The following is a 20,708-nucleotide window of genomic DNA, read 5'->3' as shown; positions in this document are numbered from 1 at the left end:
CAGGGCTGCAGGGCTGCAGGACTGCTCCGTTGCAGCGCTCCAGCGCTCCAGCGCTACAACGTGAAGCACTGGGAGGGAACGGCGCCGAGCTCGGTCGAGGGGTCGAGCGGCAGCGGGGTCCAGGCCGATACTCGCTCCGCATCGGCGCTGAGCTGCACCTCGATGGTCGCGGGGCCGCCATCGGGCGTCGGCTCGGGGAGCACGATCGGCGAGCTCGTGTACCAGCGGCCGTCGCCGAGCACCAGCATCTGCTCGTCGTGCTCGACGGCCTGGTCTCCTGAGACCACCCGGGCGACGACGAGGGCGCCGTGCAACTCCGAGCGGCCCTCGATGTAGATCCGCCCGTCGAAGCACCGCGCCCAGCGCAGGTCGGTGGGGGCGAACGGGTCGGGCTGCGGTTCGGGTTCGGGTTCGGGCTCGGGCTGCGGTTCGGGCTCGGGTTGCGGGCCGGGTCCCGGACCGGGTTCGGGCTTCGGCGCGGGCTGCGCCCCCGGCCCGGGTTCGGGCTGCGGCGCGGGGCGCGGCGGAGCTCCGCCCGAGGGCGCGAGCGGCTCGACGGGAGGGGCGACCTCCGTCACCGGAACGTCGATGAAGACCGGGGTCCCGCCCGCATCGGCGCCCGCGCCGCCGGCCCCATCATCGCCGCGCTCCTCGACCGGGTCGCGGGGCGTACGCGGCTCGTCCGCTTCCGGCTCCCGCCGCTCACCGGCGTCGGTACCGGCCTCGGCGTCCGAATCGGCCGCGGCGACCGATTCGGCGGCGACCGCAGGCGTGCTCGCCGCATCCGAGGTTCGCGAGAGCAGGACGACGCCGCCGCCGACCACGAGCGCCGCGGCCGTCGCTGCGGCGATGAGGAGCGCCGCCGATGCGCCGCCGAAGATGCCGCCGCCCGCGACGGTGCCGGCCGAGGCTCCGGCCGAACCCGCGCCCGAGGCGCCCGCCCCGGCGCTCTGCTCCCCGGATCCGGCCGCCATCGCCGGTGCCGCAGCGCCCGCGCCGCCGAGGAAACCGTACGCCGTGCCGCCGCCGAGCAGAATGCCGACGAGCACGAGCGCGAGCTGCCGGTTGAGCACGGTGTACTCGGCGGCGACGCGGGTGCAGCTCTCGCACGAGTCGAGGTGCGCCTCGACCTGGCGGCTCGCCGCGGCGGTGAGCTTGCCGCGCTGGTAGCGCTGCAGATGCCCGAGCGTCGTGCGGCACTCCGCGTCGCGCAGCTCCCGGCTGACGTGCGCCTCCACCCAGGCCGACCGCAGCGCCTCGCGGGCGCGCTTCGCGAGCGCGGAGACGCCGTTCGGGGTGAGCCCGAGTATACGGGCCACCTCGCGCGGCGGCAGGTTCTCGACCTCGGTGTACCAGAGCACCGCCTGCCACCGCTCGTTGAGCGTGCCGAAGGCGCGAGCGGCCGCGTCCCGGTCGAAGGCGTCATCGTGCCACGGCGCGACCTTCCCGTCGTCGGGAAGGTGATCGAAGTCGTCCTTCGCGTCTTCCGGCCGACGCCAGGCGTCGGCCGCGATCGACTGGATCGTGCGGTAGAGGTAGGGGCGGAACGCGCCCTGCGGGCCGCGGCCCGCGAGCACGAGCTCGAGGATGCGCAGGTACGCCTCCGAGACGATGTCGTCGGCCGACGACGCGGAACCGAGGTGACGGGCGGCGACGAGTCCCGCTCCGCTGTGCCGCTTCCAGAGCACGGCGAAGGCCGAGGTGTCTCCCCCGCGCGTCGTCTCGAGCAGCTCCGCGTCGGTGAGGTCGGCGAGCACTGGGTCAAGCATTCGGGGTCTCCTCGTCGTGCGCGTACCCCAATGGTCGGGACTCGCGCGCACGCGTTCCCGTGACGCCGCGCTCCTGCCGCGACGAAACCCCCGACACATAGTATGCGCCGAATCGGCGAGAAAACCGAGTCGGGGGCTCGATTTCGCAGAAGCTTCGGCAAACGCGCGTCACGATTCAAGGCTTCTCGCGTCTCAGAGGCAAGCCCGGTTTCCGCCTCACCCCCAAACCCCAGGAGTACCCCGAGGCGGGAGCCGGGCGATCCGGCCTCGCTCGGCGCCAGCCGCAGCGCTCGCCGGCCACGAACCCGCACGCCCCTTGGAGTACCCCATGCCGCTCAGCCACGCCCACCGCCGCTGCCGAATCGCCACCTGGGCGCGCAGCGTCGCGGCCGCGCTGGTGATCGCCGCCGCACTCCTCGGCTCGGCGGCACTCGCGATCGCGGCCCCCGCCGCGGAGGAGACGCGGGCGCCGGCGGAGTCGGGCGAAGCGCTCATCTGCCTCGGCGCCGCGCTGGCGCTCGGCACCGCGCTCGCGAGCCGGGCCGGTCTACGCTGGAGGCATGGAGCAGCAGCGCGCGGTCGAACCGCACGACGTCGTCGACCTCATCACCGCGAAGCGCCACGGGAGGCCGCTCGACCCTGACGAGATCTCGTGGCTCATCGATGCGTTCACACGGGGTGCCGTCGCCCCGGAGCAGATGAGTGCGCTGCTCATGGCGATCGTGATCCGCGGCATGGATCGTGAGGAGATCCGCGCGATGACGGCGGCCATGATCGCGAGCGGGGAGCGGATGGACTTCACCGCGCTCGGCCGCCCCGCGATCGACAAGCACTCGACGGGGGGCGTCGGCGACAAGATCACCCTGCCGCTGGTGCCGCTGCTGGCCTCGCTGGGCGTCGCCGTGCCGCAGCTCTCGGGGCGCGGCCTCGGGCATACGGGAGGCACGCTCGACAAGCTCGAGTCGATTCCGGGCTGGCGGGCGTCGCTCACGAACGACGAGATGGTCGCGATGCTCACCGACGTCGGCGGGGTGATCTGCGCGGCGGGCTCCGGCCTCGCCCCGGCGGATCGCAAGATGTACGCCCTCCGAGATGTGACGGGCACCGTCGCCGCCGTGCCGCTGATCGCCTCCTCGATCATGAGCAAGAAGATCGCGGAGGGCGCGAACGGCCTCGTGCTCGACGTGAAGTTCGGCTCGGGAGCCTTCCTCCCCGAGGTCGCGGACGCCCGGGAGCTCGCGACGACGATGGTACGGCTCGGGGCGGATTCGGGGCTGCGCACCGTCGCGCTGCTCACCGACATGGATGCGCCCCTGGGGCGCGCCGTCGGCAACGCGAACGAGGTGCGGGAAGCGGTGGAGGTGCTCGGCGGGGGCGGACCGGCGGACGTCGTCGAGCTCACCCTCGCGCTGGCGCGGGAGATGCTCGCGCTGGCCGGAATGCCGCACATCGATCCGGCTCCCGCGCTGCGCGACGGGCGCGCGATGGATGCGTGGCGACGGCTCATCGCTGCGCAGGGCGGCGACCCGCTCGCGGCGCTCCCCGAGGCGCGCGAGCGCGAGATCGTGCGGGCCGAGACCGACGGCACGGTGCAGCGGGTCGATGCGCGCTCGGTCGGCGTCGGAGCGTGGCGTCTCGGTGCCGGGCGGGCCCGGCCGGGCGATCCCGTCGATCATGCCGCGGGCGTCGAGGTGCTCGTGCGGCCGGGAGACCGGGTGCGCGCCGGCGACGTCCTCTTCGTGGCGGCCTGCGACCACGAGGGCCGCATGTCGCGCGGGCTCGAGGCGCTGCGCGGCGCCGTGGAGCTGGGCGCCGGCGCGCCCGAGCCCCGGCCGCTCGTGGCGGGCCGCATCACCGCCGACGAGTAGAGCGGCGCTGCAGTCGGCTTCGCCGGGCTCAGCGGCGCTGCGAGGCGAGTTCCGCGAACGCGGGAGGGATCGCGGCGGCGACGTCTGCGGCCGCGATCGGCCTGCCCGACCCGTCGGCGCCCGCGTCCGCTGAAGCGCACCGGGCCGCAAGGTCGTGCAGCAGCGCAGCGGTGGCGCCGAGGCGGCCCAGCAGCCCGGGGTCGTCGCGGAGCTCCGCCGCGCGCCCCGCGACGAGCGCGCCGAGGATTCCCGCGAGCACATCACCGGTGCCGGCGGTCGCCAGCCACGGGGTCGCCGGTCCGATGCGTCGCGACCAGCCCTCGGCCGAGACGCACACCGTCACGGAACCCTTGAGCAGCACCGTCGCGTCGAGCGCCTCGGCGAGACGTGCGGCGGCGCGGGCGCGGGGTCCGGCATCCGTTCCGTGCGCGTCCCAGTCGTCGGGGAGAGCGCCGAGTCGGGCGGATCGCCAGAGGCGCTCGAACTCGCCGGCGTGGGGGGTGAGCACCACGGGCGCGGTGCGGCCGTCGCCTGCGGCGACGAGATCCAGCGCCCCCGCATCGATCACGATCGGGGCGTCGCCCGCGAGCAGCGCACGCAGGTCGCGCAGCTCCGCCGCCGAGCGCGTCGCCGCGTCGGTGCCCGAACCGATGAGCCACGCATCGCACGGTCGACCGGTCGGCGGGCCGAGCACGGTCTCGGGCCGCGCGGCGAGCACCGCGGCGGCGGGAGTCGGGAGCCCGAACGGGGGAGCGGCGTCGTCGACGGGCGGCACGTAGCGCAGCATGCCGACTCCGGTGCGCCAGGCGGCGCTCACCCCGAGCACCGCCGCGCCGGGGTAGTGCGCCGCGCCGGTGCGCACCCCGAGCACGCCCCGCCGGTACTTGTCGTCGCCCGGGCCGGGCGGTCGCAGCGTCGCCGCGGCGTCGAGCTCCCCCCAGCGCTCGGTCACGCCGATGCCGCTTCCGCCTGCAGCCCCTCCAGGTACGACCGCACCGAGCGCTCCAGATCGCCGAGCGCGCCCTCCGCGGCGGCCCGCCGCTCCGGTGCTGCGCCGACGTCGCTGAACGTGTCGAGGTACACCTTCAGCTTCGGCTCCGTGCCGCTCGGACGGATCATGACGCGCGATCCGTCGGCGAGGCCGTAGCGCAGCACGTCGGCGGGCACCTCCGCGGCGCCGGGGACGAGCAGATCACGCGCATCGGCGACCCGGGCGCCGCCGAGCTCGACGGGCGGATCCCGCCGCACTCGGGCTGCGAGCGCGGATGCGGCCGCCATCGACGGGAGCCGCAGCGTCACCTGGCCGCTCGCGAAGTGTCCGAACCGCTCACTCGCCTCGTCCAGGCGATCCCAGATCGTGCGCCCCTCCGCGGCGAGCTCGCGCACCATCGCGATCGCGTCGGCGCTCGCCGAGATGCCGTCCTTGTCGCGCACCACGGCGGGGTGGATCAAATACCCGAGGGCCTCCTCGAACCCGAAGACGAGCTCGGGCACGCGCGACACCCACTTGAACCCCGACAGCGTCTCGGCGTAGTCGAGACCGTAGGCGGCGGCGACGGCGCGCAGGGCGGGCGACGACACGATGGTGCAGGCGAGCGCTCCCCGCACCGCGACCTCGCGCTGCTGCGCCTCCGCGACCGCCCGCTCGGCGGCGCGCCACCCGAGCAGCAGCCCCAGCTCGTTGCCGGTCAGGCGACGGTACCCCGAGGCCTCGGCGGGGTGCGGGGCGGCGAGCGCGAGACGATCCGCATCGGGGTCGTGGGCCACGATGAGGTCGGCGCTCGCCGCCCGCGCGGTGCGGTACGCAAGATCGAGCGCGCCGGGCTCCTCGGGGTTCGGGAAGTCGACCGTCGGGAAGCGGCCGTCGGGGAGGAGCTGCTCGCGCACGGGCGTCACCCGCGGCAGGCCGGAGGAGAGGAAGACGCGCTGGGCGAGCTCGGCGCCCACGCCGTGCATCGCGGTGTAGACCACCCGGAGGTCGGTGTCGGAGCCGAGGGCCACCCCCGGCGCGTCCGGGCGCTGGGGCAGGCCCGCGAGCACGGCGGCCGACGTCTCCGCCACGTAGGCGTCGGCGACGCCGGAGCCCAGCACCGAGTACCCGTGCCCGCGCGGCAGCTCGGCCACCGGGTCGGCTGCGGCGCGATCGATGTGCGCGGCGATCGCAGCATCGGTGGGCGGGGCGATCTGCGATCCGGCGTCGGCGTCGCCGAGGTACACCTTGTAGCCGTTGTCGCGCGGAGGATTGTGGCTCGCCGTGATCATCACGCCCGCCGACACGTCGAGGTGGCGCACCGCGAACGCGGTGAGCGGCGTGGGGCCCGCCTCGGGCAGCAGATACGTCGAGACGCCCGCGCCGCTCATCACCTCTGCCGTGTCGCGGGCGAACACCGCCGACCCGATGCGGCCGTCGTACCCGATCACCACGGATGGGGCATCGGCGGCGCCCCGCTGCTTCGCCTCCTCCCACAGGAAGGCGGCGAAACCGGCGGAGGTCTGCGAGACGACGACCCGGTTCATGCGCTTCGGGCCGGCGCCGAGGCGCCCGCGGAGCCCGGCCGTGCCGAACGCCAGGCGGCCGCCGAACGCGGAGCGGAGCTCGGAGACGGCGTCCGCGTCGCCCGCGGACGCGCGCTCGATCAGCGCTCGCGCCTCGGCCCGCGTGCTCGCGTCGATGTCGGCATCCGCCCACGCGGTCGCCTCGGCGATGATCGCCTCCAGCTCCGCACTCGTCGGCGCCTCCTCGGACTGCGCCTGCTGCGACGCATCCGATGCCCGCGCTCTCCGCGGCGATCCCATCCCGGTCTCAGCCATGTCGGCAGCTCCCTTCCCCTGGTACAGCAGGTCTCAAGCTATCACTCCCGGGCGGGGATCATGCCGCCGTGCGATGATGGTGGGCGCGCTCGAGACCCGGGCGATCCACGTCGAGAGGAAGCCCGCATGTGCTCACCCGTTCGCTGTTCCACCTGCAACAAGGCGACCTGGTCGGGGTGCGGGCTGCACGTCGAGGAGGCCCTCGCCGGTTTCGCGAAGGAGGAGCGCTGCACCTGCGAGCGCTAGGCGCTCACGCGGAGCGCTCGGCGCTGCACCTGCGAGCGCTCAGCGCTCACGCCGAGAGGTGCTGACCGAGCGCGGCCGCGGCCCGGTACCCGGAGGCCACGGCGCCCGAGAGCGACTGCGCCAGGCCGGTGTGCTCGCCCGCGATGGCGACGCGCCCCGCCGGGCGGTCGAACGCCCGCACGTCGGCCGGATCCCAGTCGAGACCGGCCGCCGTGTACGACCCGCGGGTGAAGGGGTCGTCGGCCCAGGTGGTGAGCAGCACGTCGCCCTCGATCTCGAGCTCGGGGCGCATGCGCCGCAGCTCCCGCACCCAGCCCGCCGGCCCCGAGGCCACGTCGAGCGCGTCGAGCGCGAACGGACCGCCCGCGAACGACGACAGCGCCTTGATGCGGTGCTCCCCGTCGACCGACAGCGATCGCCACGACCACCACGTGTGCTCGGCGTTCTGCAGCGCGATGTCGTCGTCGACGCGCGAGAACGGCACGCCGAGCTTCGCGGCGACGGCCATGAAGCGGTGGTCGAGGGCGCGCTGCTGGTCGTCGGGCAGCGAGAACCCGAGCTCGAGATCGCGCAGCACCGGCAGCGGCACCGCGAGCACCGCGGCATCCGCGTCGACGCGTCCGCCGTCGGCGAGCGTCACCTGCACGCCGTCGGCGGTCTGGTCGACCCCGGTGATGGGATGCTCGAGGCGCACCCGGTCGCCCATGCGGCGCGCGATCTCGATCGACAGGCTCTGGTTGCCGCCGACCAGGCGGCCCCCGTCTTCGACGTAGCCGCTGAACGTCGACTCGTCGCGCAGCAGCACGGCCTCGGCGCTGATGAGGTTCGGGTCCGCCGCCGCAGACGTGGTGGTGCGCCGGTAGACGGGGTCGAGGCGGTAATCGGGGCCGAGGGCCTCCGCGAATGCGCGCTCCAGCGGCACCCGCGTCTCTCCGTCGGCGATCATGTCGCGCAGCGTATTGGCCACCAGTGCGACCGTCGCTCCGAGCTCGGCGAACGTGATCACGCGTCCGTTCACCGTGCGGCGGCCGTAGCGCACGTTGTGCGAGAGGATGGGCACGCCCACCTCCGCGGCCAGCCGCCGAATGGGGAACTCCGTCGGGAAGATGTACTCGCCGCCGCGCTCCGTGATCTCCCCGTTGCCGAGACGCGCGGACCACGTGCGACCGCCCACGCGATCCTTCGCCTCGAGCACCGTGCACCGATGGCCGGCCTTCTCGAGCTCCCATGCGGCCGTGAGGCCCGCGAGACCGGCTCCGATGACGACGACGTCCATTCCCTGTTCCTCCTCGAACCCGGCTCGCGCCTGACCTCGCTGAACGCTGCGTTCAGTGATCTGCCGCTCACTGTACAGTCGCCGCATGCGTCGCGCAACGGCGACGGCCCGCGCGCATCGGGGTGAGCGATGCGCGCGGGCCGTCCGAGTGGCCGCAGGAGCGGCCGGATCAGGCGTCGATGTCGACGTGCTTCGTCTCCTTCGAGAGCAGCAGCGCCACGAACGTGATGAGGCCCGCGCCCGAGAGGTACAGGCCGACGAGCAGCGGGCTGCCGTCGGCGAGACCCCACAGCCAGACGGCCACGATCGGGGCGAGGGCGGCGCCGAGGATCGACGACACGTTGTACGCCACCGCTGAACCGGTGTACCGCACGTTCGTGGGGAACATCTCGGGCAGGAACGCGCCCATCGGCCCGAACGTCAGCCCCATCAGCGTGAAGCCGAGTGCGAGGAAGAACATGACCATCGGCGTGCTGCCGCCGCCGAGCAGCGGCACGAACAGCAGGCCGAACAGCACGATCGCGCCGGTCACCACGAGCAGCGTCTTGCGGCGGCCGAAGCGGTCGGCGAGCGGGCCGGAGACGAGCGTGAAGATGCCGAAGAACACGACGCCGAACACCAGCATCAGGATGAACGCGTTGTAGGTGTAGCCCGCGCCCGGCACGTCGGCGTCGGTCGGCCGCGTGCCGTAGGTCAGCGTGTACGACGTCATCAGGTAGAACAGCACGTAGGTCGCGAGCATCGCGAACGTGCCGAGGATGAGGCCCTTCCAGTGGAACTTGAAAGCCTCCGCGATCGGCATGCGCTTCACGCCGCCCGACTGCTTCGCCTGCTCGAACGCGTGCGACTCGACGAGCTTGAGGCGCACCCAGAGGCCGACGACGACCATCACGGCCGAGAAGAGGAACGGGATGCGCCAGCCCCACTCAAGGAACGCCGCCGAGGGCTGCCCGGGGGTCGCCGGGTCGGCGAGCAGGTGGTTGATCAGGTAGAAGAGCATGTTGGCGATGATGAAGCCGATGGGGGCGCCGAGCTGCGGGAACGTGCCGTACCAGGCGCGCTTGCCCGCCGGCGCGTTCTCGGTCGCGACGAGCGCCGCACCCGACCACTCGCCGCCGAGCGCGAAGCCCTGCGCGAGGCGCATGATGAGCAGCAGCACCGCAGCCCAGACGCCGATCTGCGAGTGCGTCGGCAGGAGGCCGATCGCGAACGTCGCGATGCCCATCGTGAGCAGCGAGGCGACGAGCGTGGTCTTCCGGCCGAGACGGTCGCCGAGGTGGCCGAAGAAGATCGCACCGACCGGGCGGGCGAGCATCGCCGCGCCGAAGGTCGCGAACGAGGCGAGCAGCGCCGTCGTCTCGTTGTCGGACGGGAAGAACAGGTGCGGGAAGACGAGCACCGCCGCGGTGGCGTAGACGTAGAAGTCGTAGAACTCGATGGTCGTGCCCACGAGGCTCGCGAGAATCACGCGGGAGCGCGAATTGCGGGGCTGGGTCGACGGAGGGGAGGTGGTGGCTGACACAGTGCGGCTTTCGAGAAGGAGTGCGTGTGTGCGAGCAACTCAGACCCGGATCGGGCTCAGTGCGCGACGTCGGGCGTGTCTGCTTGTGGCGGACCCCGTAATGATACGCGCGATTCGCGCGCGTTTCACACCGGGTCTCCGCGCAGAGGCTTCGGAGCGCCGAATGGATCACCAGGTGCTCGTGCGGGAGTTTCGCCGCGAACGTCACCCACGAGCGGTCGGTGAAGTGCGGAATCGGGGCGGATAGCGCACGCTATTGACCTTTCGCGGGCCCGACTCTGCATCGAAGGTCACGAACGCGTATCGCCCGTTGCGCGGTGCGAAGCGAGACTGTACGGTGGGACGAAATCGACTGAACGCACTGTTCAGTATCCGCACTGGTGCGGTACAGCGGTTCGAGGAGGAACCCATGTCGGCAGATGACGCGCTCGAGCTCGGGCGACGAGTAGCGGCGCTGCGCGAGGTGCGCGGCATGAGCCTGCGCGCGCTCGCCGCAGGCGCCGGAGTCAGCTCCAGCTTCTTGAGCCAGCTCGAGAACGCTCGCACGAACGCGAGCGTCGCCTCGCTGCGCAAGATCGCCATCGCGCTCGGCGTCTCGCCCGCGCAGCTGCTCGACGACAAGCTCGCCCACACGCGAGGCGTGCTGCGCGCCGCCGACCGGCCGACGCTGCCCCTCGAGGGCGCCGACAAGTACGTGCTCTCGCTGCCGCCGCTGCGCAACCTCGAGGTCTACGCCGGCCACTTCGCGCCCGGCGGCTCGACCGGGGCCGACTTCTACACGCACGGTCAGTCGCAGGAGATGCTCGTCGTGACCGCCGGCGAGATCGTGCTCGAGCTCGGCGACGACCGGTACACGCTGCGCGCCGACGACTCGATCGAGTTCCTGAGCTCGGTGCCCCACCGCGTCGTCAACGAATCGAGCGCCCCGGCGAGCGTGATCTGGATCAACAGCCCGCCCACGCCGGTGGAGGACGCGCACACGACCTGAACGACCACCGCCCCGGCGCGGGGACGCGCACCGGCCCACGGCCCGCCAGCCGGCCGGGCCGCGTCACCGCAGCGCCGAGGCGCGAAACGCATGCATGACCCATCAACGGAGAGGACGCATCATGAACACACGAACCGCCCGCACACTGACGTCGGGCCTGGCGCTGCTGGGAGCGGCGGCACTGCTCGCCGGCTGCTCGGCGCCCGGGCCGGCCGCCGACATCGACCTCGGCAGCGGCCCCGCCGAGGTCGGCACCGTGAAGGAGGGCGCCCTCGACGGGATGAACCTCACCTTCGTCTCCTGGGGCGGCGTGTTCCAGGAGGGGCAGATGGAGGCCGTCGGCCGCCCGTTCGCCGAGGAGTCGGGCGCCAACGTGCTCGAGGACGGCCCCACGGAGTACGCGAAGGTGAAGGCCCAGGTCGACAACAACGCCGTCACCTGGGACGTCGTCGACACCGACATCATCTGGGCCCAGAAGCAGTGCGGCGAAGAGGGCCTGCTCATGGACATCGACACGTCGATCGTCGACACGTCGCACGTGCCCGAGGGCCTCGTCGGCGACTGCTACGTGCCCGCCATGCAGTACGGCTACGTGATCCTGTACAACGCCGACACCTACACGACCCCGCCGACGGGCTGGAAGGACTTCTTCGACACCGAGAAGTTCCCCGGCAAGCGCGCGATCGCGGGCTTCGAAGACGTCGGCCCCGGCGTCTACGAGGGCGCCCTGCTCGCAGACGGCGTGGCCGCCGACGAGCTGTACCCCCTCGACATGGATCGCGCCTACGAGCGCATCGACACCATCCGCGACGACCTCATCTACTGGAAGACGGGCGCCGAGTCGCAGCAGATGATCGAGTCGGGCGAGGCCGACATGGCCCTCGTCTGGTCGGGCCGCGGGTACGCCGCCGTCGCCAACGGCGCCAACTACCGGCCGATCTGGAACGAGTCGCTGCAGATCGTCGAGGCGCTCGGCGTGCCGAAGGGCGCGGCGAACCCCGACGCCGCGATGGCGTTCATCAACTACTACCTCGGCAAGGAGCAGCAGGAGAAGCTCACCGAGCTCACCTCCTACTCGCCGGTGCACGACGAGGCCGAGCCCGAGCTCGACGAGCTCGGCCAGGAGTTCCTCGTGACCGACCCGGCGATCGCCGATCAGATGGTCGCGACCGACGCGCAGTGGTGGGCCGAGAACTACGACTCCGAGCTCGAGCGCTGGACGGCGTGGCTGCAGGGATGAGCTGGTAACCCGTGACCACCACGAACCTCCCCGTGGTGCGCGCCGCGAACACCTCGCGGCGCGCACCCGCCCGGGCGCTGCTGCTCCTGCTCCCCGCCTACGCGCTGCTCCTCGGAGTGTTCGCGTACCCGGTGTTCGAGAGCATGTGGCGCAGCGTCAGCGAACCCGAGCTCGGCTTCGGCAACTACACCTGGGCGCTGCAGAACCCGCAGAATCTCGAGATCCTCGGCCGCACCTTCGGCAACGCGTTCCTCGCGACCGTCATCTGCCTGCTGCTCGCCTACCCCTACGCGTTCCTCATGACCGTGGTCGGGCCCCGGGCGCGCGCCGCGCTCGTGGTGATCTCGCTGATCCCGTTCTGGACCTCGCTGATGATCCGCACCTTCGCCTGGATCGTGCTGCTGCAGGATTCCGGCGTCGTGAACACGTTCTTCGAGTTCCTCGGCATCGGGCCCTTCCAGCTGCTGCGCAGCAACACGGGCGTGCTCATCGGTCTGAGTCAGGTGCTCATGCCGTTCATGGTGCTGCCGCTCTACGCCGTGATGAGCGGCATCGACGGCCGGCTCGTCACCGCGGCCCGCTCCCTCGGGGCGCGTCCGTCGGTCGCGTTCCTCCGGGTCTTCCTCCCCCTCTCGATCCCGGGCATCGCGGCGGGCTCGCTGATGGTGTTCATCCAGTCGCTCGGCTTCTACGTCACCCCGGCGCTGCTCGGGTCGCCGTCGGACAGCATGCTCGCGCAGGCGATCTACGCGCAGGTGAGCAGTCTGCTCGAATGGGGCCGCGGCGGAGCGCTCGGCGTGATCCTGCTCGTCGCGACGTTCCTGCTGCTCGCCGTGGTCGGTCTCATCGTGAGATCGGCGCGGCGCAAGGGCCTCGCCGTGGAGGTGTTCTGATGATCAAGATCCATCCCGCCACCCGAGTGGTGCTCTGGGCGTTCAGCGTGCTGGTGGCCTTCTGGCTCATCGCGCCCACCCTCGTGGTGATCCCGCTGAGCTTCACCGGCAAGGCGTCGTTCGCATTCCCGCCCGAGACCTGGTCGCTGCAGTGGTACGAGTCGTTCTTCTCGAACCGGGCGTGGACGTCGGCGCTCAGCAACTCGCTGCTCGTCGGCCTGCTCGTCGCGCTCCTCGCGACGGTGCTCGGGCTCCTCGCGGCGCTCGGGCTGCGGGCGCTCACGAGCAAGCGGATGTCGACCACGCTGCGCATCGGCCTGCTCGCCCCGATGGTGGTGCCGGGCATCGTCGTCGCGATCGGCATCTACGCGGTCTTCCTGAAGCTCGGCCTCGTCGGCACGGTGATCGGCTTCGTGCTCGCGCACACCGTGCTCGCGCTGCCGTTCACGGTGATCGCGATCACCGCGGGATTCGCGGGCTTCGACGACCGGCTCGAGCTCGCCGCGCTCAGCCTGGGGGCGAGCCGACTGAAGACGTTCCTCACGGTGACGCTGCCGAACATCGTGCCCGGCATCGTGTCGGGGGCGCTCTTCGCGTTCGTCACCTCGTTCGACGAGGTCGTGCTCTCCCTGTTCATCAAGAGCCCCTACCTCAACACCCTCCCAGTGCTCATGTACGCGAGTGTCACTCGCGATACCGACCCGACGCTCGCCGCAGCCGCGACCGTCATTCTCGTGTTCACCACCGTGCTCGTGATCGGCGCGCTGGTGCTGACCGGAAGGAAAAACCGTGCCCGACGAGCGTAACCAGCGCGGTGCGGAGATCCTGCTCGCAGGAGTCTCGAAGCACTACCCGAAGTCCATCGCCCTCGACGACGTCTCCCTGCGCGTCGAGGCCGGCGAGTTCATGACCTTCCTCGGACCATCGGGATCCGGGAAGACGACCACGCTCAACCTGATCGCGGGATTCACCGATCTCACCGAGGGGTACGTCGAGATCGACGGCCGGCGCATGGACGACGTGCCCGTGCACAAGCGCGGCCTCGGCATCGTGTTCCAGCACTACGCCCTGTTCCCGCACCTCTCGGTGCTCGACAATGTGCTGTTCCCGCTCAAGCAGCGCAAGGTGGCGAAGGCGGATGCCGCGGCCCGCGCCCGGGCGGCGCTCGTCACCGCGGGCCTCGAGGGGTACGAGGAGCGTCACCCGAAGGAGCTCTCGGGCGGGCAGCAGCAGCGCGTGGCGCTCGCCCGCGCGCTCGTCTTCGAACCGAAGGTGCTGCTGCTCGACGAGCCGCTGGGCGCGCTCGACAAGCAGCTGCGGGAGCGCCTGCAGCTCGAGCTGCGGCGCGTGCACCGCGAGGTCGGCCGCACCTTCGTCTTCGTCACCCACGACCAGGAGGAGGCGCTCACCCTGTCCGATCGCATCGCCGTCTTCAACGAGGGCCGCATCGAGCAGGTCGGCACGTCGGAGGATCTGTACGAGCGCCCCGCCTCCCTCTTCGTCGCCGGCTTCATCGGCGAATCCACGAAGATCACGAGTGACGACGGATCGACGATCACGGTGGTGCGCCCCGAGCACGGCGAGCTCCACGCGACGGCCGACGGAGCCGCGCCCGGCCGCCCCGCGGTGCCCGTGACCGTGCGGCAGGCGATCTACCTGGGCTCGGGGTGGAAGTACGAGATCGTGCTGCCCGACGGCTCGACCGGCGTCGTGCGCGGCGACCGGGGGCTCGACTGGCTGCACGGTGAGAACGAGTCGGCCTGGCTCAGCTGGAACCCCGGCTCGGCCTCCGTCTTCCCGCGCTGACACCGGGCCGACTCCACCCGGCCCGCTCTTCCCCCACGACGCCCGATGCGGCAGAAAGACCGATACTCATGATCAACGGCAACGTCTCCCACTGGTGGCAGCAGATCGGGGCACCGACCCCGCGCCCCGCCCTCCCCGGCAACCTCACCGCCGACGTGGCCATCGTCGGCGCGGGGTACACGGGCCTCTGGACCGCGTACTACCTGAAGCAGCAGCGCCCCGAGCTGCGGGTCGTCGTCATCGAGCAGCGGCACGCCGGCTACGGCGCGTCGGGCCGCAACGGCGGCTGGCTGACGAACTCGGTCACGGGCGGCCGCGAGCAGTACGAGAAGACCCACGGGCGCGACGCCGTCGAGCGGTTCCAGCGCGCCATGAACGAGACGGTCGACGAGGTGATCCGCGTCGCCGAGGCCGAGGGGATCGACGCCGACATCAAGCGCGGCGGCGAATTCGGGGTCGCGTACACGCCGGCGCAGGAGTCGCGGCTGCGGGCCTTCGCCGCGTCGGAGCAGCGGTGGAAGCACACCGACCTCGAACTCCTCGAGCAGCCCGAGGCGCAGGCAAAGATCAACGTCGCCCACACCCGGGCAGCCGTCTGGCACCCGCACGCCGCGCGCATCCAGCCGGCGAAGCTGGTGGCGGGCCTCGCCGCCGCTGCGGAGCGCCTCGGCGTCGAGATCTACGAGCGCACCCGCGTCGTCGAGATCGCCCCCCACCGCGTGCACACCACGCACGGCACCGTCTCCGCCGAGTACGTGGTGCGCGCCACCGAGGGGTTCACCGCCAACCTCAAGGGGCTGCACCGCCTCTGGCTGCCGATGAACTCCTCGCTCATCGCCACCGAGCCGCTCGGCGCCGACGTGTGGGACGAGCTGCGCTGGAACCAGGGCGAAGTGCTCGGCGACTTCGCGCACGTCTACATGTACGCGCAGCGCACCGCCGACGACCGCATCGCGATCGGCGGCCGCGGCGTCCCCTACCAGTACGGGTCGAAGACCGATACCGACGGCCGCACGCCCGAGGTGACGGTCGAGACGCTCAGCGAGATCCTGCACCGCTTCTTCCCGGTGACCCGCAACGCCGCCATCGACCACGTGTGGTCGGGCGTGCTCGGCGTGCCGCGCGACTGGGCGGCGACCGTGGGGCTCGACCGGTCGACGGGCATCGCCTGGGGCGGCGGGTACGTGGGCACGGGCGTCACGTCGACGAACCTCGCCGGCCGCACCATCGCCGACCTCATCCTCGGCAACGACACCGAGATCACCGGGCTGCCCTGGGTCAACCACCGCGTGCGCAAGTGGGAGCCGGAGCCGCTGCGCTGGCTCGCCACGAAAGGCCTCTACGCCGCCTACGGGCTCGCCGACCGCTCGGAACTCGCGGGCCGCCCGCAGACCTCGCCCATCGCGCACATCGCCGACGTCGTCACCGGCCGGCACTGACCCCCTCACCCCATAGGAGCATCACGCATGACCACCACCACCGTCCGCACCCGCGCCGCGCACGGCACCGACGCCCTCGACCTCGGCGCCCACGCGCCGAAACCGACCGCGCTGACCGCGGGCCAGACCGAGGCGTCCGCCACCGTGTGGGACGACGCCCGCATCACGACCGGGCTGTGGGAGTGCACCCCGGGCGACTTCACCGCGGAGCGCGTCGGCTACACCGAGATCTGCACGATCCTCTCGGGCCGCGTGACCGTCGAGGTCGCCGGCGAGGAGCCCGAGGAGTTCGGGCCCGGCGACGTGATGGTCATGCCCTCGGGCTGGGTCGGCGTCTGGCGCGTGCACGAGCCGCTGCGCAAGCACTTCACCACGATCGCGGACTGACCGCGTGACGACGAGAGCGGGTCGCCCGTCGGCGATCGTGGTGGGGGCGGGCGCCTGGGGGCTCCCCGCCGCACTCGGACTGCAGGATCGCGGGTGGAATGTCACCCTGATCGAGCGCTTCGCGCCGGGCGGCCCCGAGGCGTCGAACGGCGGCAGCACGCGGCTGTGGCGCCTGGCAGACACGCAGCCGTGGCGGGCGCGCTCGCTGCGCGGCACGCTCGACGCGATGGAGCGCCTCGGCGACCGGCTCGGTGAGGCCGTCCACCGCCGCACCGGGCTGCTCTGGCGCGACGACGCCTCCCTGCCCGCCGTCGCCGCATCGCTCACCGCGATCGGCGAACCCGTCGAGCGCATCGCCGCCGACCGGGTGGGGGACGCCTTCGCCGGGCTGCGCCCCGACGGCCGCGACGCGCTCTACGTCGAGCAGGCGGGCGTGGTCCACATCCACCGCCTCCTCGACCGAGCGCTCGCAGCCTTCGTCGACGCCGGGGGAGCCTACCTGCCCCAGACGCGCGTCACCGCGATCGAGCCGGGCGACGGCTCGGCGACCGTGCGGTTCGCGGACGGCGCGAGCCGCACCGCCGACCAGGTGCTCGTCGCAGCCGGGCCGGGAACGGCTGAGCTGCTGCCCGGCCTCGGCATCGCGCTGCCGCTCACCCCCTACATCGAGCAGGTCGTCTACGTGGGCGACCCGGCGGCCGCGCCCCCCGCCCCCGACCTCCCCGGGCTCGTGGACTGCCCGCAGGCGGTGCCCGCCGCCGACGGCCCCGACTCGGCGGGCGTCTACGCGATGCCGAACGTCGCGGCCGGGTACAAGATCGGCCTCGATCGCCCACTGCGCGCGCTCACCGGCGGCACGCTCGGCGACGACCTCGACCGCACCCCCGACCCCGCGCGCACCGAGACCATCCGCGCCCGGGTCGAGCGCGACCTCACCGCCATCGCTCCCCGCGTGCTCGGCGCCCAGGTCTGCACCTGGACCGACTCCGGCGACGGCGACTTCATCATCGGGCGCACCCACCCCTCCGTGGTGCTCGCCTGCGGCGACTCCGGCGAGGGATTCAAGTACGCTGCGTTCATGGGGGAGTACCTCCCCGCGCTCGTGGCGGGCGACCCCTCCGACGCGGAGTTCGACCGGCACTGGGACCCGACCCGGTTCGGCGCGGAGACGGCCCCGCGCCGCCACTACAGCCCCATCGGCAGGCACTGAGCCCGCCGCCACTGCAGCCCCATCGGCAGGCACTCAGCCCGCCGCCACCCGCACGGCCCACCGATCATCACCAGAACGGAGCACCATGGAGCACACCGGAGGCGACCTCGCACTGATCGGCGCGTCGCTGCGCAGCAACACGGAGGAGGACGCCGACGCGACCGCGATCCTCATCCGCGCCGGGCGCATCGAGCTCGTCGGCACCGACGAGGAGGTGGCCGAGGCCGCCGCGCAGTTCGGCATCGACACCCGCGACGTCGCCGGGGCGACTGTGACGCCCGGCCTCTTCGACTCGCACACCCACCCGCACTGGGCGGCGTCGGTGACTGCCGGCCTCGATCTCGGCGGTCTCGAGACGATCAAGGAGCTGCGCGCCGCACTGGCGGCGGAGCACGCGCGCCTGCCCGAGGGCGCCTGGCTGCGGGGCTGGAACCTCGAGTACGAGGCATTCGAGCACACCGGACTGCGCGGCGACCTGCTCGCCGACGCTGCCCCGGGCCGGCCCATCGCGCTCATCTGCTACGACCTGCACACCGGGCTCGCCACGGCGCCGGCGCTCGCCGCAGCCGGCATCACCGGTGCCCGCGACTTCGACGATGCGAGCGAGATCGTCGTCGACGCGGCCGGAAACCCGACCGGGGAGCTGCGCGAGCCCACCGCCTACAACCTCGTGTTCGACGCCGCGCCGAAGCCCGCGCACGACGAGGAGCGCGACGCGCTGCGCGACATGTTCCGCCGCCTCGCCTCGGTCGGGCTCACCGGAGGGGCGATCATGGACGGGAAGGACGCCACGGTCGAACTGCTCGCCGAGCTCGAGGAGCGGGGCGAGCTGGATCACCGCCTCACCGTGCACCACTGGCACGCCGTGGGCGACACCGACGCAGACGTGGAGCGCGTCATCGCCGCGAAGGATCGCGCCGGCCGCCTCTGGCAGACCGGCGCCATCAAGCTCTTCAGCGACGGCGTCATCGACACCGGCACCGCCTGGCTGCACGAGCCCGACGCGTGCGGCGACGGGCGCGCCGCCTTCTGGCCGTCATGGGAGCGCTACGGAGAGGTGGTGCGCGCCTACCACGACGCGGGCATGCTCATCGCCACTCACGCGGTCGGCGACTACGCCGTCAGCCGGGTGCTCGACGTCTACGCGTCGCTCCCCGAGCGCGACGGACTCCCGTTCCACTCCATCGAGCACCTCGAAGTGCTCTCCGACGCCGACGTCGAGCAGCTGCGCGGCAGCGGAGCGACCGCCTCGATGCAGCCCCTGCACATGCAGTGGCGATCCTCCGACGGCAGTGATACCTGGGCGAAGCGGCTCGGCGAGGGGCGCAACAGCACCGGCTACCGGGTGCGCGACGTGCTCGACGCCGGCGCGACGCTCGTGCTCGGATCGGACTGGCCGGTGGCGCAGTACGACCCGCGGATCGGCATGGCGTGGGCGCGCGGGCGGCACACCCCGGGCGACCCGTCGGCGAACGTGTTCGAACCGGCGCAGCGGCTCACCGGCGAGGAGGCGCTGCTCGCGTACACGCTGTGGCCCGCACGGGCGCGCGGTCACGCCGACCGGGGCGTCATCGCGATCGGCGCGGTGGGCGACCTGACGGTGTGGGGCGCCGACCCCGTCGAGACCGACGCCGACGCGCTGCCCGCGGTGCCCATCACGCTGACCGTCGTCGACGGCCGGGTGGTGCACGAGGCGTAAGCGGGCACCCCTCCGTCTTGCGAGCGGGGTCGCTCTCCCGCTTGCGAGCGGGGTCGCTTTCCGTGCGTGTTGCGCGCGCGACACGCACCAGAAGCGACCCCGCTCCGTAAGGAGGAGGGGGAGGGAGAAAGTTGGGGCGTGGCCGGGCTCGCCGGTCAGGCGAGCGCGGCCGCGATCCTGCGAGCCTCGCGCAGCCCGCTCTCGATCGCGCCGTCGACGAAGCCGCCCCACAGGTCGGCGTTGTCGGTCGTCGCGAAGTGCACCGCACCGTGCGGGCGCTGCAGATCGGCGAGGTACCGGGTGAGCTGGCCGGGCCGGTGCGTCATCCAGGTGTTCTGCGACAGCGGGTCGGTCATCCAGTCGTGACCGGTGGCGGCGGTCACCTCGATGCCCGGGCGGAAGGCGTCGACCGCCGCCTGCACCGCCGCGACGTCGTCGAGATCGAGCCGAGTGTGATCGGGCCCGAACGCGACGAGCAGCGTGTATTCGCCGTCGTCGTCGGAGCCGTAGAACTCGGCCTTGAGCACCGACAGCGGGTCGTGCTGACTCGCGTAGGCGAAGAACCGCGGCACATGCCCGCGCGCGCGAATCCACGCCTTCGTGCCCCGCGACGCGACGCGCTCCTCGCCGAGCCGCCGCCACGCCTCGGGCAGCGGCGGGTCGAAGGCGATCGTCGAGAGTGCGTTCGCCGGGAGCGTGGAGACGACGCGGCGGGCGCGGATCCGCGACCCGTCGACCAGCTCGACCACCGCGCCGGCATCCGCGCCGCCGGCGACCTGCGTCACGGCCGCCACCGTCGCCCCCAGGCGCACGTCGCCCCGCACGTCGCGCGCGATTTCGGCCGTGAACGCGCTCATGCCGCCCACCACCCGGTACGTCGCCGACGCCTCGTGCATCAGCTGCCAATGGCCGCCCGTCGCGGCCACCCAGCGGAGGGCGCTCGACAGGCCGACCTGATCGAGCGGGGCGTTCACGTGCCCCACCCACACCGACTCGTTCGCGGCGCGCGCCTCGGGGGCGAGCCCGAGGGCGTCGATGCGATCCTGCACCGTGAGCGCGTCGAGCTCGGCGATGCCCCCGCTCGTGGGGTCGACGCCGCGGGGGATCGCGGTGCCCACATCGTCGATGATGCCCTGCTGCCCGTCGGCGATCACCGCCATGAACGCGGCGATGGTGCCGGTTCTCGCGGTTCCGTCGGCGTCGCGCCAGTACGCCTCCTCGGCGCTCGGGCTGCGCTCGATGTCTCGGCCGTACCGGGTCATCTCGGCCCAGGTGTGCGGCTGCACCCAGTGCACCCAGGTGCCGCCGAGCTCGAGGTCGTGCCCGAAGCGGCGGTCGGTCCAGGTGCGCCCGCCCACGCGATCGCGCGCCTCGAGCACCACGACGCTCAGGCCCGCCGCGCCCAACTCTCGCGCGGCGATCAGCCCCGCGAAGCCCGCTCCGATGACGACGACGTCGACCGACTCCATGCGCTCCTCCTCGAGTGCTCGTTGCCCCGATCCTATCGGCGCTCAGCGGGGCGCGGCAGTGCGCCCCGCGGTGCGGCCGCGCTGC

At 72.6% G+C, this 20,708-nt stretch carries 16 protein-coding genes; 10 read left to right on the top strand and 6 right to left on the bottom strand.

Annotation, left to right across the window (positions count from 1 at the left end; genetic code table 11):
* Window positions 1-53: 53 nt before the first annotated feature.
* On the bottom strand, window positions 54-1,769 hold the full coding sequence (locus NS354_RS13880; RefSeq protein WP_193750726.1) for a sigma-70 family RNA polymerase sigma factor: 1,716 nt from the start codon (window positions 1,767-1,769) through the stop codon (window positions 54-56).
* Between the two features lie 560 nt (window positions 1,770-2,329).
* Here NS354_RS13880 and NS354_RS07120 point away from each other — a divergent pair.
* The gene (locus tag NS354_RS07120) at window positions 2,330-3,637 is read left to right on the top strand and encodes a thymidine phosphorylase (protein WP_058593876.1); all 1,308 of its coding nucleotides are present in this window, start codon (window positions 2,330-2,332) and stop codon (window positions 3,635-3,637) included.
* 28 nt (window positions 3,638-3,665) lie between these two features.
* On the opposite strand, the gene NS354_RS07115 is transcribed toward NS354_RS07120, so the two are convergent.
* The 4 genes from NS354_RS07115 to NS354_RS07100 all read right to left on the bottom strand — a co-directional run bounded on the left by NS354_RS07115 (window position 3,666) and on the right by NS354_RS07100 (window position 9,492).
* The gene (locus NS354_RS07115) at window positions 3,666-4,589 is read right to left on the bottom strand and encodes an ADP-dependent NAD(P)H-hydrate dehydratase (protein WP_058593875.1); all 924 of its coding nucleotides are present in this window, start codon (window positions 4,587-4,589) and stop codon (window positions 3,666-3,668) included.
* On the bottom strand, window positions 4,586-6,448 hold the full coding sequence (locus NS354_RS07110) for a phospho-sugar mutase (protein ID WP_241490411.1): 1,863 nt from the start codon (window positions 6,446-6,448) through the stop codon (window positions 4,586-4,588). The genes NS354_RS07115 and NS354_RS07110 overlap by 4 nt, the downstream gene beginning before the upstream one ends.
* A gap of 292 nt (window positions 6,449-6,740) precedes the next feature.
* Window positions 6,741-7,970, bottom strand: coding sequence for a flavin monoamine oxidase family protein (locus NS354_RS07105; protein ID WP_058593874.1), 1,230 nt, complete (start codon window positions 7,968-7,970; stop codon window positions 6,741-6,743).
* Between the two features lie 169 nt (window positions 7,971-8,139).
* Complete coding sequence (locus NS354_RS07100) at window positions 8,140-9,492, bottom strand: MFS transporter (protein WP_058593873.1); 1,353 nt, start codon at window positions 9,490-9,492, stop codon at window positions 8,140-8,142.
* 409 nt (window positions 9,493-9,901) lie between these two features.
* Here NS354_RS07100 and NS354_RS07095 point away from each other — a divergent pair, with 409 nt between their 5' ends.
* From NS354_RS07095 to NS354_RS07055, 9 genes are all read left to right on the top strand, one after another.
* Window positions 9,902-10,480 (top strand): helix-turn-helix domain-containing protein, encoded by a 579-nt coding sequence (locus NS354_RS07095; RefSeq protein WP_010156027.1) that lies wholly within the window; start codon window positions 9,902-9,904, stop codon window positions 10,478-10,480.
* 121 nt (window positions 10,481-10,601) lie between these two features.
* On the top strand, window positions 10,602-11,720 hold the full coding sequence (locus NS354_RS07090) for an ABC transporter substrate-binding protein (RefSeq protein WP_058593872.1): 1,119 nt from the start codon (window positions 10,602-10,604) through the stop codon (window positions 11,718-11,720).
* 11 nt (window positions 11,721-11,731) lie between these two features.
* On the top strand, window positions 11,732-12,613 hold the full coding sequence (locus NS354_RS07085) for an ABC transporter permease (protein WP_010156029.1): 882 nt from the start codon (window positions 11,732-11,734) through the stop codon (window positions 12,611-12,613).
* Window positions 12,613-13,419, top strand: coding sequence for an ABC transporter permease (locus tag NS354_RS07080; protein ID WP_082677958.1), 807 nt, complete (start codon window positions 12,613-12,615; stop codon window positions 13,417-13,419). Before NS354_RS07085 ends, NS354_RS07080 begins: the two co-directional genes overlap by 1 nt.
* Window positions 13,403-14,419, top strand: coding sequence for an ABC transporter ATP-binding protein (locus NS354_RS07075; protein WP_058593871.1), 1,017 nt, complete (start codon window positions 13,403-13,405; stop codon window positions 14,417-14,419). Before NS354_RS07080 ends, NS354_RS07075 begins: the two co-directional genes overlap by 17 nt.
* 68 nt (window positions 14,420-14,487) lie before the next feature.
* Window positions 14,488-15,858 carry an NAD(P)/FAD-dependent oxidoreductase gene (locus tag NS354_RS07070; RefSeq protein WP_058593870.1) on the top strand — a complete coding sequence of 457 codons (1,371 nt, stop codon included), beginning with the start codon at window positions 14,488-14,490 and terminating at the stop codon, window positions 15,856-15,858.
* A gap of 27 nt (window positions 15,859-15,885) precedes the next feature.
* Window positions 15,886-16,245 carry a cupin domain-containing protein gene (locus NS354_RS07065; protein ID WP_058593869.1) on the top strand — a complete coding sequence of 120 codons (360 nt, stop codon included), beginning with the start codon at window positions 15,886-15,888 and terminating at the stop codon, window positions 16,243-16,245.
* Window positions 16,246-16,249: 4 nt separating this feature from the next.
* Window positions 16,250-17,455 (top strand): NAD(P)/FAD-dependent oxidoreductase, encoded by a 1,206-nt coding sequence (locus NS354_RS07060; protein WP_058593868.1) that lies wholly within the window; start codon window positions 16,250-16,252, stop codon window positions 17,453-17,455.
* Window positions 17,456-17,540: 85 nt separating this feature from the next.
* Window positions 17,541-19,154: an amidohydrolase gene (locus tag NS354_RS07055; RefSeq protein WP_058593867.1), complete on the top strand. Its 1,614-nt coding sequence runs from the start codon at window positions 17,541-17,543 to the stop codon at window positions 19,152-19,154.
* 155 nt (window positions 19,155-19,309) lie between these two features.
* Here the strand turns inward: NS354_RS07055 and NS354_RS07050 are convergent, their stop codons facing one another.
* The gene (locus tag NS354_RS07050) at window positions 19,310-20,623 is read right to left on the bottom strand and encodes a flavin monoamine oxidase family protein (protein WP_058593866.1); all 1,314 of its coding nucleotides are present in this window, start codon (window positions 20,621-20,623) and stop codon (window positions 19,310-19,312) included.
* Window positions 20,624-20,708: the final 85 nt, after the last annotated feature.

The organism is Leucobacter chromiiresistens, assembly GCF_001477055.1.
GTDB lineage: Bacteria > Actinomycetota > Actinomycetes > Actinomycetales > Microbacteriaceae > Leucobacter > Leucobacter chromiiresistens_A.
Note: the sequence above shows the minus strand (reverse complement) of the source record. Positions and strands in the feature narration are given on the sequence as shown.

What these genes read in the sequence shown, in the direction of transcription:
- NS354_RS07090 (WP_058593872.1), top strand. Translation starts at nt 10,602, where the DNA reads ATGAACACACGAACCGCCCGCACACTGACGTCGGGCCTGGCGCTGCTG.
- NS354_RS07050 (WP_058593866.1), bottom strand. Translation starts at nt 20,623, where the DNA reads ATGGAGTCGGTCGACGTCGTCGTCATCGGAGCGGGCTTCGCGGGGCTG.
- NS354_RS07110 (WP_241490411.1), bottom strand. Translation starts at nt 6,448, where the DNA reads ATGGCTGAGACCGGGATGGGATCGCCGCGGAGAGCGCGGGCATCGGAT.
- NS354_RS07055 (WP_058593867.1), top strand. Translation starts at nt 17,541, where the DNA reads ATGGAGCACACCGGAGGCGACCTCGCACTGATCGGCGCGTCGCTGCGC.
- NS354_RS07120 (WP_058593876.1), top strand. Translation starts at nt 2,330, where the DNA reads ATGGAGCAGCAGCGCGCGGTCGAACCGCACGACGTCGTCGACCTCATC.
- NS354_RS07065 (WP_058593869.1), top strand. Translation starts at nt 15,886, where the DNA reads ATGACCACCACCACCGTCCGCACCCGCGCCGCGCACGGCACCGACGCC.
- NS354_RS07070 (WP_058593870.1), top strand. Translation starts at nt 14,488, where the DNA reads ATGATCAACGGCAACGTCTCCCACTGGTGGCAGCAGATCGGGGCACCG.
- NS354_RS07105 (WP_058593874.1), bottom strand. Translation starts at nt 7,970, where the DNA reads ATGGACGTCGTCGTCATCGGAGCCGGTCTCGCGGGCCTCACGGCCGCA.
- NS354_RS13880 (WP_193750726.1), bottom strand. Translation starts at nt 1,769, where the DNA reads ATGCTTGACCCAGTGCTCGCCGACCTCACCGACGCGGAGCTGCTCGAG.
- NS354_RS07095 (WP_010156027.1), top strand. Translation starts at nt 9,902, where the DNA reads ATGTCGGCAGATGACGCGCTCGAGCTCGGGCGACGAGTAGCGGCGCTG.
- NS354_RS07080 (WP_082677958.1), top strand. Translation starts at nt 12,613, where the DNA reads ATGATCAAGATCCATCCCGCCACCCGAGTGGTGCTCTGGGCGTTCAGC.